At 69.7% G+C, this 13256-nt stretch carries 14 protein-coding genes; 10 read left to right on the top strand and 4 right to left on the bottom strand.

The annotated features are described in order from the left end of the window. Nucleotides 1-145: 145 nt before the first annotated feature. Genes ispG through ASF65_RS05660 form a run of 3 tightly spaced genes read left to right on the top strand, consistent with a single transcriptional unit; the run spans nt 146 to nt 2717 of the window. Nucleotides 146-1411 (top strand): flavodoxin-dependent (E)-4-hydroxy-3-methylbut-2-enyl-diphosphate synthase, encoded by a 1266-nt coding sequence (ispG, locus tag ASF65_RS05670; protein WP_055886438.1) that lies wholly within the window; start codon nt 146-148, stop codon nt 1409-1411. Then, the gene (locus ASF65_RS05665; protein WP_055886436.1) at nt 1408-2256 is read left to right on the top strand and encodes a lytic transglycosylase domain-containing protein; all 849 of its coding nucleotides are present in this window, start codon (nt 1408-1410) and stop codon (nt 2254-2256) included. Before ispG ends, ASF65_RS05665 begins: the two co-directional genes overlap by 4 nt. A gap of 5 nt (nt 2257-2261) precedes the next feature. Then, on the top strand, nt 2262-2717 hold the full coding sequence (locus tag ASF65_RS05660) for a GNAT family N-acetyltransferase (protein ID WP_055886433.1): 456 nt from the start codon (nt 2262-2264) through the stop codon (nt 2715-2717). On the opposite strand, the gene ASF65_RS05655 is transcribed toward ASF65_RS05660, so the two are convergent. From ASF65_RS05655 to ASF65_RS05645, 3 genes are read right to left on the bottom strand one after another with little or no spacing between them, the layout of a single operon-like run. Beyond that, nucleotides 2714-3010, bottom strand: a complete 297-nt coding sequence (locus ASF65_RS05655; protein WP_055886430.1) for an AzlD domain-containing protein — start codon at nt 3008-3010, stop codon at nt 2714-2716. The genes ASF65_RS05660 and ASF65_RS05655 overlap by 4 nt on opposite strands. After that, the gene (locus ASF65_RS05650; protein ID WP_055886428.1) at nt 3007-3708 is read right to left on the bottom strand and encodes an AzlC family ABC transporter permease; all 702 of its coding nucleotides are present in this window, start codon (nt 3706-3708) and stop codon (nt 3007-3009) included. The genes ASF65_RS05655 and ASF65_RS05650 overlap by 4 nt, the downstream gene beginning before the upstream one ends. Continuing rightward, complete coding sequence (locus ASF65_RS05645) at nt 3705-4562, bottom strand: polyprenyl synthetase family protein (protein ID WP_244486572.1); 858 nt, start codon at nt 4560-4562, stop codon at nt 3705-3707. Before ASF65_RS05645 ends, ASF65_RS05650 begins: the two co-directional genes overlap by 4 nt. A 214-nt stretch (nt 4563-4776) precedes the next feature. On the opposite strand from ASF65_RS05645, the gene mtgA reads away from it, so the two are divergent. Beyond that, the gene (gene mtgA, locus ASF65_RS05640) at nt 4777-5460 is read left to right on the top strand and encodes a monofunctional biosynthetic peptidoglycan transglycosylase (RefSeq protein ID WP_055886423.1); all 684 of its coding nucleotides are present in this window, start codon (nt 4777-4779) and stop codon (nt 5458-5460) included. Nucleotides 5461-5690: 230 nt separating this feature from the next. Beyond that, nucleotides 5691-5876, top strand: a complete 186-nt coding sequence (gene rpmF / locus ASF65_RS05635; protein WP_055886420.1) for a 50S ribosomal protein L32 — start codon at nt 5691-5693, stop codon at nt 5874-5876. Nucleotides 5877-5999: 123 nt separating this feature from the next. On the opposite strand, the gene phaR is transcribed toward rpmF, so the two are convergent. Then, entirely contained in the window at nt 6000-6590 is a 591-nt protein-coding gene (gene phaR / locus ASF65_RS05630) for a polyhydroxyalkanoate synthesis repressor PhaR (RefSeq protein WP_055886417.1), read from the bottom strand. 303 nt (nt 6591-6893) lie between these two features. On the opposite strand from phaR, the gene ASF65_RS05625 reads away from it, so the two are divergent. The 5 genes from ASF65_RS05625 to ASF65_RS05605 all read left to right on the top strand — a co-directional run bounded on the left by ASF65_RS05625 (nt 6894) and on the right by ASF65_RS05605 (nt 13252). Beyond that, complete coding sequence (locus ASF65_RS05625) at nt 6894-8081, top strand: acetyl-CoA C-acetyltransferase (protein ID WP_055886414.1); 1188 nt, start codon at nt 6894-6896, stop codon at nt 8079-8081. 175 nt (nt 8082-8256) lie between these two features. Beyond that, nucleotides 8257-8982: an acetoacetyl-CoA reductase gene (gene phbB, locus ASF65_RS05620; protein WP_055886412.1), complete on the top strand. Its 726-nt coding sequence runs from the start codon at nt 8257-8259 to the stop codon at nt 8980-8982. Between the two features lie 124 nt (nt 8983-9106). Further along, complete coding sequence (locus ASF65_RS05615; RefSeq protein WP_055886409.1) at nt 9107-9448, top strand: hypothetical protein; 342 nt, start codon at nt 9107-9109, stop codon at nt 9446-9448. 137 nt (nt 9449-9585) lie between these two features. Then, nucleotides 9586-9930 (top strand): PepSY domain-containing protein, encoded by a 345-nt coding sequence (locus ASF65_RS05610; protein WP_055886405.1) that lies wholly within the window; start codon nt 9586-9588, stop codon nt 9928-9930. A 61-nt stretch (nt 9931-9991) separates the two neighbouring features. Beyond that, the gene (locus tag ASF65_RS05605) at nt 9992-13252 is read left to right on the top strand and encodes a helicase-related protein (protein WP_055886399.1); all 3261 of its coding nucleotides are present in this window, start codon (nt 9992-9994) and stop codon (nt 13250-13252) included. Nucleotides 13253-13256: the final 4 nt, after the last annotated feature.

The raw sequence follows: 13256 nt of genomic DNA, 5'->3' as shown, positions 1-13256 counted from the left end.
CATCGCAAGCCTTTGCGACGCCGCTGTCACGGTCGCGACACGATGATCCTCTTTTCATGGCTTCGCCGAACGGCGATATAGCTGTCGATCCCAGCCGAGGCGGAGACGCCCGGCTTATTCTGTCGATCCGCGAGACGAGCCCCCGATGACGCTCCAAGCCCCCGTCGAACCGGTTCTGGCCGATCCCCTGCCGCGCCGCCGCACCGTGGGCGTGTCCGTCGGCGGCGTGGTCGTCGGCGGTCCGGCCCCGGTCGTCGTGCAGTCGATGACCAACACCGACACGGCCGACATCGACGCGACGGTGGCGCAGGTGGCGCAGCTCGCCAAGGCGGGGTCCGAGATCGTGCGCATCACGGTGGACCGCAACGAGTCGGCCGCCGCCGTGCCGCGCATCCGCGACCGCCTGGAGCGGCTCGGGATCGACGTGCCGCTGGTGGGCGACTTCCATTATATCGGGCACAAGCTCCTCGCCGACCACCCGGACTGCGCGGCGGCGCTCGCCAAGTACCGCATCAATCCTGGCAATGTCGGCTTCAAGGACAAGAAGGACCGGCAGTTCGTCGAGATCATCGAGATGGCAATCCGGCACGACAAGCCGGTGCGCATCGGCGTCAACTGGGGCTCGCTCGATCAGGAACTCCTGACGCGGCTGATGGACGAGAACTCGAAGCTCGCGCAGCCGCTCGGCGCGCGCGCGGTGATGCGCGAATCGATCATCCAGTCGGCGCTCCATTCGGCCGCGCTCGCCGAGGAGACGGGCCTCGCGCGCGAGAAGATCATCCTTTCGGCCAAGGTCTCGAACGTCCAGGACCTCATCGCCGTCTATCGCGACCTGTCGCGCCGCACGACCCACGCCCTGCATCTCGGCCTGACCGAGGCCGGCATGGGCTCGAAGGGCATCGTGGCTTCGTCGGCCGCGCTCGGCATCCTCCTGCAGGAGGGCATCGGCGACACGATCCGCGTGTCGCTGACGCCAGAGCCCGGCGGCGACCGCACCAAGGAGGTCCAGGTCGCACAGGAAATCCTGCAGACCATGGGCTTCCGGCAGTTCATCCCGATCGTCGCCGCCTGTCCCGGCTGCGGGCGCACGACGTCGACCTTGTTCCAGGAACTCGCCGAGACGATCCAGACCGATATCCGCGTCAACATGCCGGTCTGGCGCGAGCGCTATCCCGGTGTCGAGGCGATGACGGTCGCGGTCATGGGCTGCATCGTCAACGGTCCTGGCGAATCCAAGCACGCCGACATCGGCATCTCGCTGCCCGGCACGGCGGAGGTCCCCTCGGCGCCGGTCTACATGGACGGCGAAAAGGTCGCGACGCTGCGCGGGCCCAACATCGCGCGTGACTTCCACGAGATGGTGCTCGCCTATATCGACCGCCGCTTCGGTCGGCCCGCCGCGGCGGAATGATCCGCCGCCTGGCCCTCGCCATCCTGGCGCTCGCGCTCGGTTTTGCCCCGGCCGAGGCGGCCGAGCCGAAGGCGGACCCCCGCGTCGGCCGCATCTGCGATCTCATCGCCGAGAACGCGGCGGCCGTCGGCATGGCGCCCGCCTTCTTCGCCCGGCTGATCTGGAAGGAGTCCCGCTTCGACGAGGGCGCGCGCTCGCCCGTCGGCGCGCAGGGCATCGCCCAGTTCATGCCCTACACCGCCCGCGAGCGGGGGCTCTCCGACCCCTATGACAAGGAGCAGGCGCTGCGGCATTCGGCCGAGTACCTGCGGGATTTGCGCGCCGAGCTGGGCTCCTGGGGCCTCGCGGCGGCCGCCTACAACGGCGGCATCAACCGCGTGAAGCGCTGGATGGTGTCGGGCGGGCGGCTGCCCTACGAGACCGAGGACTATGTGCTCTCGATCACCGCCCAGCCGGCGGCGTGGTTTCGCGAGGAGAAGCGCGAGGCGGAGGTGAAGCCGCTGGTCGCCGATCTCGAGTTCGCGCTCGCCTGCCGCCGCCTGCCGATCCTGCCGACCCGCGCCGTCTTCGCCGTGGCCGAAAGCGCGCCGATGCGCCCGTGGGGCGCGCAGGTGGCCGGCCACCCCAACGAGGCGATCGCGGTGCGCATCTATCGCAAGCTGCAGGACCAGTATCCCGGCGTCCTCGGCGGTGTCGAGCCGATCGTGATGCGGGCGCGCCCGATCTCCGGCCCGCGCCGGATTACCGCGGTGCGGATCGGCGCCGATTCGCGGCGCGAGGCGGAAAGCTTCTGCAACAGGTATCGCGGCGTCGGCGGCTCGTGCGTCGTGACGCGAAACCGGTAACCGGCGTGGAGGCGATCCGTCTGCGCGATCTCCGGCCGGACGACATCGACGGTCTCGCCGACATCTGGCACGCGAGCGCCAGCCTTCCCGGTGTCGGTCCCGCCGCGCTGCCTTCGCCCGAGGCGATGCGCTGGCGCTTCGAGCACGAACTCATGCCGGCCTGCCGCATCATCGTCGCCGAACAGGGCGGCGAGCCGGTCGGCTTTGCCGCAATGAAGCTCGGGGAGCGGGTGCTCGATCAGCTCTTCGTCCGTCCCGGTTTCCTCGGCGGCGGGGTCGGGCGAAGCCTGCTCGATGCGGTGAAGCGCGAGATGCCGGATGGCTTCACGCTCTTCACCCGGCCGACCAATCCGCGCGCCTGCCGCTTCTACGAGGCGGCCGGGTTGCGGCTCCTGCGGCACGAGACCCATCCGCGCTTCGGCGATCCGATCGTCGTCTACGGCTGGCAGCCCGCCGCCTAGAGCCCGAAATGGCGCAGGAGCGCCATCACGACGACGCCGATGGTGACGCTCGCCAGCACAGACAGGCGCAGCGACAGGAGGCCGGCCGCGACGATCACCAGACGCTCCAGCCAGCCGCCGTCGACGAAGACGGGGGTCACGATGGTGATCAGCATCGCGGGCGGCACCGCGTCGAGCGCGGCCTCGACGCGCGGGGGAATGCGCTCGAAGCGCGACAGCACCAGATGGCCGGCGACGCGCGTTCCGTAGGTGAGGAGGGCGGCCAGGAAGGCGAGGAGCCAGATGTCGCTCATGGCTCTGTCCGTTCGGACGGGGTCCGCAGGACGGCCGCGAGGATGCCGGCAAGGCCGCCGAGCGTGACGTGCCAGGGCGAGCCCAGCGTCAGGTAGACCGCGATCGAGGTGATCGCCGAAACCGCGAACACGGTGAGGAAGCCGTCGCGTCGACGGAAGCCGAGCGTCAGGGCGAGGAAGTAGATCGGCAAGAGCACGTCGAGCCCGATCGCCCGCTGGTCGCCGATCAGCTTACCGAAGACGATGCCTCCATAGGTCGACGCGAGCCAGACGACGTAGAGCACCGTGGCATAGGTGAAGTAGAAGCGCTTGGTGAGGGGGCGGTGCGCGGCGCGCTCCTCGGCGGCCGCGAAGGTCGGGTCGACCAGAAGGTAGAAGGCGAGCGCCTTCTCGCCCGTGTTGAAGCGGCCGAGCTTGCGCCCGAGCGAGGCCGAATAGAGGACATGGCGGAAGTTGAGCGCGACGACCGCGACGAGGATCGACCAGAGCGGCGTGCCGAGCGCCACGAGCTGGAGGATGACGAGCTGCGAGGCGCCGGCATAGATCGCCGCCGAAAAGCCCATCGCCTGGAAGGCCGTCAGCCCGGCGTCGATCGCCAGCGCGCCGAACACCATGCCGAACGGCACGATGGCGATGAGGACGGGCAGAACCTCGGAGAGGGCCGCCGCGACCTCTCCGCGCTGCGCCTCGATGGTCATTTGCTGCGCCGGGCGACGAAGCGCGCGGTGGCCCGCAGCGTGCCCGCCCGCTCGCCGAAGGGGGCGAGGAGGCCCTCCGCCTCCGCGACGAGCCGGTCGAGCTCGGCGCGCGTCCAGTCGATGCCGCGCAGCGCGGGCAGGGTCTTCTTGCCGCGCGCCGCGTCCTTGCCAGCCGCCTTGCCGAGCGTCGCGGCATCGGCCGTCTCGTCGAGGAGATCGTCGGCAAGCTGGAACGCGAGGCCGACGATCTCGCCGTAGCGGCGCAGCACGGCCCGGTCGGCCGGCGAGGCGCCGGCGAGGATCGCGCCGGCCTCGGTCGCAAAGGCGATCAGCGAGCCGGTCTTCATCGCCTGCATGCGGGCGATCTCGGTCTCGTCCAAGGTCGTGGTCTCGGCGGCGAGATCCAGCGCCTGGCCGCCCGCCATGCCGGCGGCCCCCGCCTCGCGCGACAGGAGGCGAATCAGCGCAAGGCGCGCGGCGGGCTCGATCCCGTCATCGCCCTCCGCCACCAGCCCGAAGGCGAGGGTCAGGAGCGCGTCGCCCGCGAGAATCGCGGTCGCCTCGTCGAAGGCCTTGTGGACGGTGGGGCGGCCGCGACGCAGGTCGTCGTCGTCCATCGCCGGAAGGTCGTCATGAACCAGCGAATAGCAGTGGATGCATTCGAGAGCCTGCGCCACCGGCGCGGCCGTCGCGGCATCCGCGCCGAAGAGCGCGGCCGATTCCTCCACAAGAAAGGGGCGAAGCCGCTTGCCGCCGTCGAGCGACCCGTGCCGCATGGCTGCCAGGAGCCGCTCGGGCGCGCCGGCGAGGAGATAGGACGTGCCGGAAAGCGCGGCGGTCAGGCCCTCTTCCATGCGGGCGGCGGCCCGGCCGAGGCGCGCCTCGAAGGCGGGGTCGACGCTCGTGCTCATTCCACATGTCTCCTGTCGCTCGCGAGGACGTGTGTGCCCATCCTCGCCCGTGGCGGCAAGGGGAAAGCGGACTTGTTGCCGCGCTTTCCCAGCCTTTGCTAAGAGGAGACGCGAGCCCAAGGGGGGATCTCGACATCGGCACCAAGACAGGACGCGAATGATCCGACGCACGCTCCATGCCGCCGCGTTCGCGATCGTGCTCCTCGCCGCCATCCCCTTGGTGCTGGTTCCGATCTACGCCCTGCCGTTCGTGCGCCCCGTCTCGACGCTGATGCTGGCCGAGCATTTCAGCTTCCAGCCTTTCGAGCGGGAGTGGACGCCGCTCGAGAAGATCTCGCCCGTCCTCGTGCGCTCGGTGATGATGTCGGAGGACGGCCAGTACTGCTTCCACGGCGGGGTCGACTGGAACGCCATGCGCAGCGTCGTCGACCAGGCGATCGGCGACGGGGAGGCCAGTCGCGGCGCCTCGACGATCCCGATGCAGACGGTGAAGAACCTCTTCCTGTGGAATGGCCGGTCCTACCTGCGGAAGGGGCTGGAGCTGCCGCTGGCCCTTTATGCCGACCTGATCTGGTCGAAGAGCCGGACGATGGAGCTCTATCTCAACATCGCGGAGTGGGGGAACGGCATCTACGGGGTGGGCGCCGCCTCGCGCTACTACTTCAACAAGCCGGCCTCCGAACTCAGCGCCCGGCAGGCGGCGCTGCTCGCCGTCGCGCTGCCCTCGCCGCTGACGCGCGACCCGGCCAATCCGTCGGCCGGACTGCGCCGGCTGGCGGGCACCGTGGAGGCGCGGGCGCGCGCGTCGGGCGACTATATCGGCTGCATCGACGGGGTGTGAGCCGCGATTTCGGCAGCCTCCCCTTTGCAAACCGGGCCGGGTTTGCTATGCGACCCTCGATTTCCCGTCAGTGCGAAGGGCAGGATCGATCCTCGTCAAGGGTCGGCCGCCGGTCGTCGGTTCGGGAAGGGCCGGGCGCACGGTGCGCCGCCGGCTCGCCACAGATGAACCACTTGAACGGCGCGACGCTCCTTCGGGAATTCGCGCCGGCGACCTGAACGGAGAGACCGATGGCCGTCCCCAAGCGAAAGACTTCCCCCTCCAAGCGCGGCATGCGCCGCTCGGCCGACGCGCTCACCGCGCCGACCTACATCGAGGACAAGAACTCCGGCGAGCTGCGCCGTCCGCACCACATCGACCTGAAGACGGGCATGTACCGCGGCAAGCAGATCCTGACGGTTAAGGACAACGCCTGAACCGTCCCGTCCGGCGCCCCTTGCGGGTGCCGCTGATATGAAAAAAGGGCCGGTCGCCTCGCGCGCCGGCCCTTTTTCGTGGGAGGTCGGCCCGACGCGCCTGAAGCGCCGGGCTGCACCGTTTCAGCCCTTCTTGGAATCCAGCGCCTCGAGACGGCGCTGCATCTCGGCCAGCTGGTCGCGCATCGCCGTCAGGTCGTCCTGCGTCGGCGCGGGCGGGGCGGTCGGCTTGGGCGCGGCGCCCTTGACCGCCTCGGCCGCCGTGCCGAGCGCATTGGCCATGAACGGGTTGAACACGGCCATCGCCTCGCGGAACATCTCGGTGTTGCGACGGACCTGCGTCTCCATCATCTGGAGGGGGTTGGCCGATGTCGCGCGGAAGCTTTCCTGCTCGCGCTGGAAGGCGGCCATCGACTGTTCGAGATAGGCGGGAACCACCATCTGCATCTGGTCGCCGTAGAAGCGGATCAGCTGGCGCAGGAAGGTGATGGGCATCAGGGTCTGCCCGCCCTTGTTCTCCTGCTCGAAGATGATCTGGGTCAGGACGGAATGGGTGATGTCCTCGCCGGTCTTGGCGTCCTGCACCACGAAGTCCTCGTTGCCCTTGACCATGGCCGCAAGGTTCTCGAGCGTGACGTACATGGACGTGCCGGTGTTGTAGAGCCGCCGGTTGGCGTACTTCTTGATCACCGTCGGTTCGTTGCTGCGTGCCATCCGCTCTCTCCCACATGCTGGCCCGGGAGCGGCCTCGCGGCCGTGCTGCCCCTGCGAAGACTTGACCACAGTTTTGCGGCGTTTCCAAACGTTCCGCAGCGCACGGAGCCGTTTGTCCGCAGACGTTTCGCCGGGATGCCACGGGGCATCCGCTTCCGTGCGCCTGCACGCGACGCGGACGAGGCGCCGGCTGCAACGCAATCTCCGGCTGCAACGTTTGACAGCCGGTAAACCCGTCTGCGAGATAGCGACGGCTGACGCGGCGGCAGAGCCGCCAGCATCCTGCGGGAGGAAAGGCATTCCATGAGCTCTTCTGGACAGTCCATCGTCATCGTCGGTGCGGCGCGCACCCCCGTGGGTGCCTTCAACGGGGCCTTCGCCACCGTGCCGGCGCATGAACTGGGGGCTGCCGCCATCACCGCCGCCCTGCAGCGCGCCGGCGTCGAGCCGGGCGAGGTCGACGAGGTGATCCTCGGCCAGGTTCTCAGCGCCGGCGAGGGCCAGAACCCCGCCCGCCAGGCCGCGATGGCGGCGGGCGTGCCGAAGGAGGCCACCGCCTGGGGCCTCAACCAGCTCTGCGGATCGGGCCTGCGCGCCGTGGCCCTCGGCCTGCAGCAGATCGCGGGCGGCGACGCGCGCGTCGTCGTGGCCGGCGGCCAGGAATCCATGTCGATGGCGCCGCACGTCGCGCACATGCGCTCGGGCACCAAGATGGGCGACATGAAGCTCGTCGATTCGATGCTGAAGGACGGCCTGATCGACGCTTTCCACGGCTACCACATGGGCAACACGGCCGAGAATGTCGCGCGCCAGTGGCAGATCACGCGTGACGAGCAGGACGAGTTCGCCGTGCGCTCCCAGAATAAGGCGGAGGAGGCCCAGAAGGCCGGCCGCTTCAAGGACGAGATCGCGCCCTTCACCGTGAAGGGCCGCAAGGGCGACGTGACCGTCGCCGACGACGAGTACATCAAGGCCGGCACGACGCTCGACAAGGTGCAGAAGCTGAAGCCCGCCTTCGACAAGGAAGGCACCGTGACTGCCGCCAACGCCTCCGGCATCAACGACGGCGCGGCCGTGGCGGTCCTGATGAGCGAGGCGGAAGCCTCGCGCCGCGGCCTGACACCGCTCGCCCGCATCGTGTCCTGGGCGACCGTCGGCGTCGATCCGGCCGTGATGGGCACCGGGCCGATCCCGGCCTCGCGAAAGGCGCTGGAGAAGGCCGGCTGGTCGATCGTCGACCTCGACCTCGTGGAAGCCAACGAGGCCTTCGCGGCGCAGGCCTGCGCGGTGAACAAGGACCTCGGCTGGAACCCCGACATCGTCAACGTCAACGGCGGCGCCATCGCGATCGGTCACCCGATCGGCGCGTCGGGCGCGCGCGTCCTCAACACGCTCCTCTTCGAGATGGCGCGCCGCGACGCCAAGCGGGGCCTTGCCACGCTCTGCATCGGCGGCGGCATGGGCGTCGCCATGTGCTTCGAGCGCGGCTGAGGCCCGCTCCCGCATCGGCCGGCTTGCCGCGGGCAGGCTGGCGTCTCTTCGACAACCGCATCCGACGATCGGCACGCGCCCTCCATAAAGAGCGCGAAGGGTCGTCGTGCGTTCGCCGTCCGGCCTGTCCGGGCGGTGGGAGGCTGTTTCAGGATCACGCAAAGGGAGGAATGGCATGAGCAGGGTTGCGATCGTCACGGGAGGCTCGCGCGGCATCGGCGCGGCGGTGTCCAGGGCGCTGAAGGCGGCGGGCTACAAGGTGGCCGCCAACTACGCGGGCAACGACGAGGCGGCGAACGCCTTCAAGGCCGAGACCGGCATCGACGTCTTCAAGTGGGATGTCTCGGACTACGCCTCCTGCGGCGAGGGCATCGCGGCGGTGGAAGCCGCGCTTGGGCCGGTCGACATCCTCGTCAACAATGCCGGCATCACGCGCGATGCCATGTTCCACAAGATGACGCCGGAACAGTGGAACCAGGTCATCGGCACCAACCTCACCGGCGTCTTCAACATGACGCGTCAGGTCTGGGACGGCATGCGGTCGCGCAAGTTCGGCCGGGTCGTCAACATCTCCTCGATCAACGGCCAGAAGGGGCAGGCGGGGCAGGCGAACTACTCCGCCGCCAAGGCCGGCGACATCGGCTTCACCAAGGCGCTGGCGCAGGAGGGCGCACGCGCCGGCATCACGGTCAACGCGATCTGTCCCGGCTACATCGGCACCGAGATGGTCCGTGCGATCGACGAGAAGGTGCTGGCCGAGCGCATTCTGCCGCACATCCCGGTCGGCCGGCTCGGGGAGCCGGAGGAGGTCGCCCGCAGCGTTCTCTACCTCGTGGCCGAGGACGCCGGGTTCATCACCGGATCGACCCTGACGATCAACGGCGGCCAGTACTTTCACTGACGGCCGATTTCCGTTGACGGCAACACGGGAGGAACCGATCCGGCTCTCCCGTGTTCTCCACCGCGATACCGGGCGCGCGATTGTTTCGAACCCATGGCGCCCTCCTGTTCGTGGAGGATTACTGATGATCCGCAAGCATCTGACCATCGCCGTCCTGGCGGCCGCTACCATCGCCAGCGCCGTGCCGGCCATGGCCCAGGGCATCGAGATCGGTCGTGACGGCGTTCGTCTCGTCGACCCCAACCGTGACGACATGCGCCGCGACGACATGCGTCGCGATGATCGCCGCGGCCGCGAGATCGGCGAGCGCGACGCGGTGCGCATCGCCCGCGCCGAGGGCGTTCGCGAGGTGGACGACGTTCGTCGCACCAGCCGTTCCTACCGTGTGATCGGCACCGATCGCCGCGGCGACGACATCCAGGTCGACATCGACCGCCGCAGCGGCGACGTGATCGGCGTCCGCTGACACCGGCGCTAATGGAATAAGAAAGGCGGGTCGCTCCGGCGGCCCGCCTTTTTTTCGTGTGGCTCGTCGCCGGTCTTGAAGCCGCCACGGGTTCCCGCAATTTTGCCGGCTAGGGACATCTCTCTCACGGAATCGCCATGTCGAAGCCCCTGCGTTTCTCGCTTGCCTTCGCCGCCACGCTTCTGGCGGCAACCGCGCCTGCCCTGTCGCAGACGCTGGAGTTCGGGCCGAACGGCCTGCAGATCGTGCCCAACGAGCGTCGCGGACCCGACGACGGCTACGACCGTCCGCCCGAGCGCCGCGGACCGCCGGGCATCAGCGAGCGCCAGGCCGCGCGCATCGCGCGCTCGGAAGGCATGCGCGAGATCGACGACGTGTTCCGGCAGCGCCGGACGTTTCGTGTCGAGGGCGCCGATCGGCGCGGCGACGACATGACCGTGATCATCGATGCCAGAACCGGCGACGTGATCGACGTCCGCTGAGATCATCGCGGCGGGGGCCTTTGCGTTTCGTCCATTTCGACCCACCTATGGTGCGATCATGATGGACAGCCATTTCCCCGCCCAGCCGACGCGCCGCTCCGAAGCCGGAGCGGGCGGGCGTGGCGTCACCGCCGTTCTCGGACCCACCAACACCGGCAAGACCTTTCTGGCGATCGAGCGGATGGTCGCCCATTCGTCGGGGGTCATCGGTCTGCCGCTGCGCCTTTTGGCGCGCGAGGTCTACCAGCGCGTCGTCGAGCGGGTCGGCGTCGGCGCCGTCTCGCTGATCACCGGCGAGGAGAAGATCAAGCCGCCGAACGCGCGCTACCAGGTCTGCACCGTCGAGGCGATGCCGCGCGAGCCGGGCGCGGCCTTCGTCGCGATCGACGAGGTGCAGCTGGCCGCCGATCTCGAGCGCGGCCACGTCTTCACCGACCGCATCCTTCATGCGCGGGGGCGCGAGGAGACGCTGCTTCTCGGCTCCTCGACGATGCGCGGCGCGCTGGAGCGGCTCCTGCCGGGCATCCAGTGCGTCACCCGGCCGCGCATGTCGCAGCTTCTCTACGCCGGATCGAAGAAGATCACCCGCCTGCCGCGGCGCTCGGCGATCGTCGCCTTCTCGACCGAGGAGGTCTATGCGATCGCCGAACTCATCCGCCGCCAGCGCGGCGGGGCGGCGGTGGTTCTCGGCGCGCTCAGCCCGCGCACCCGCAACGCGCAGGTCGAGCTCTACCAGAACGGCGAGGTCGAGTTCCTGGTGGCGACCGACGCGATCGGCATGGGGTTGAACCTCGACGTCGATCACGTCGCCTTCGCGCAGGACTGGAAGTACGACGGGTTCCAGTATCGCCAGCTGACCCCGTCCGAATACGGCCAGATCGCGGGGCGCGCCGGGCGCCACGTGCGCGACGGCACGTTCGGCGTGACGGGCCGTGTCGATCCGCTCGACCAGGATCTCGCCGAGGCGATCGAGGCCCACGACTTCGCGTCCGTAAAGGTCCTTCAGTGGCGCTCGCGCAAGCTCGACTTCGCATCCGTCGACGCCCTGAAGGCGAGCCTCGACGCGCTTCCGCCGAGCCCCGAACTCGCGCGCTCGCTGCCGGCCGTCGACCAGCGCGCGCTGGAGTTCCTGTCGCGCGACGACGCGGTGATGGCGCGGGCGAACGGCGCCCGAAACGTCGAGCTCCTGTGGGAAGCCTGCAAGCTGCCGGACTACCGGCGCATCGCGCCGGCCCAGCACGCTGAGATCATCGCCTCGATCTACGGCGATCTCGTGCGGCGCGGCCATGTCGCCGAGGACTACATGGCCGAGCAGGTGCGGCGGGCCGACCTGACCGAAGGCGATATCGATACCCTGTCCCAACGCATCGCCGAAATCCGCACCTGGACGTATATTTCCCATCGTCCCGGTTGGCTGGCCGATCCGACACACTGGCAGGAAAAGACCAAGGCAATCGAGGACCGTCTGTCCGACGCGCTACACGAGCGGTTGACGAAACGCTTCGTAGATCGCAGGACAAGCGTCCTTATGAGGCGGCTGAGAGAGAGCGCATTCATGGAAGCTGAAATCGGCAGCGACGGCACCGTGCGCGTTGAAGGCCACGAGGTCGGGGAGCTGCAGGGCTTCAGGTTCACGCCGGACACCAAGTCCGACGGCCCGGATGCCAAGGCCGTTCGCGCCGCCGCCCAGAAGGCGCTCGGTGGCGAATACGACAAGCGCGCCGAACGCTATGCGAACGCCCCGAACGGCGATCTGGCGATCGGCTCGGATGCGCTGGTGCGCTGGCTGGGGGCGCCCGTAGCCTCGCTCCTTGCGGGCGACGATCCGCTGAAGCCGCGCGTCGTGCTCCTGGCCGACGAGCAGCTCGCCGGCCCGGCCCGCGACAAGGTGGTCCAGCGCACCGAGCGCTTCGTGACCTATCAGGTCTCGACGATCCTGAAGCCGCTCGCCGACCTGCGGGATGCCGAGGGTGTCGACGGCCAGGCGCGGGGCATCGCCTACCGCCTCTACGAGAACTTCGGCTTGCTGCAGCGCCGCGACATCGCGGACGAGGTTCGCGGCCTCGACCAGGACGCCCGCGCGGCGCTCCGCCGTCTCGGCGTGCGCTTCGGCGCCTACCACATCTTCGTGCCGGCACTGGTGAAGCCGGCGCCCGCCGCCCTCATGACCCTTCTCTGGGGCATCGCCAAGGACGGGCGCGACAAGCCGGGCTTCGGCGAGGTCACGCAGCTTCTGGCGACCGGACGCACCTCGGTCGCGCCCGATCCGACCTTCGACCCGGTGTTCTATGCGCTGTCCGGCTACCGTCCGCTCGGGCGCCGCGCGGTGCGCGTCGACATTCTGGAGCGTCTGGCCGACCTCATCCGCCCGGCGCTCGCCTGGGCTCCGGGTGCCGCCAAGCGGCCGGACGGCGCCTTCAACGGGCGCGAGTTCATCGTGACCCCGGCGATGATGTCGATCCTCGGCGCCACCGCCGACGACATGGACGAGATCCTGAAGGGCCTCGGCTATCGCTCGCACGCCGTGCCGCAGCCCGAGGTCGACGCCGAACTGCGCCGCCAGGACGAGGCGCAGGCGGCCAAGGCGGCGGGCGAGGCGGCGTCTGCGAATCAGCCAGCCTCAGGCGGTGTCGACGATGGCGCTGCCGCGGACGCCGACGGCGCTTCGGCCGAGGCCGACGCTGTCGAGGATACGGCGGATGCCGACCAGCCGGTCGTCGAGATCAACGCCGACGCGGCCGACGAGCCGGTCGCGGCGGATGTCGCCGCACCGAGCGCCGAAGAGGCGCCTGCCGTCGAGGCGGCGACCGCCGAAACGTCCGTCTCGGATGCGCCGTCGACCGACGCGCCGGCTGGCGAGACCGTCGAGGCCGAGCCGGTCAAGATGGTGCTCCTGTGGAAGCCCTCGCGCGGCGAAGGCCGCGGTCGGCCGCAGCAGGGACGGGGCAACAATCGGCCGCAGGGACGCGGGCAAAGCGCCCGCAATGGTGACGCACCGTCCGCGGCCGAGCCCGGCGGCGAGCGCCCGCCCGGCCGTCAGGGACGCGGCGGTGGCCGGCGCGAGGACGGCGAGGGCGGCGAGCGCCGCTTCCCGCGACGCGACGGGGGCAAGCCGGGTCAGGGACGGCGCGACGGACAGGGCGAGGAGCGGCGCGAGGATCGCGGCGGTCCCGGCCGGAGCGGTCGTCCCGCCTTCGGCAAGGAGCGCGAGACGTCGCGCCCCGTCGCCGACGCGCGGCGGCCCGAGCGCGCGAACAAGCCGATCGATCCCGATTCGCCGTTCGCCAAGCTCGCCGCGCTCAAGGACAAGCTGGGCAAGTAGGGGC

Origin of the sequence: Aureimonas sp. Leaf324 (assembly GCF_001423245.1) — a bacterium.
In the GTDB taxonomy this organism is placed as follows: Bacteria; Pseudomonadota; Alphaproteobacteria; order Rhizobiales; family Rhizobiaceae; genus Aureimonas.
This window is presented reverse-complemented; position numbering and strand designations above follow the sequence as displayed.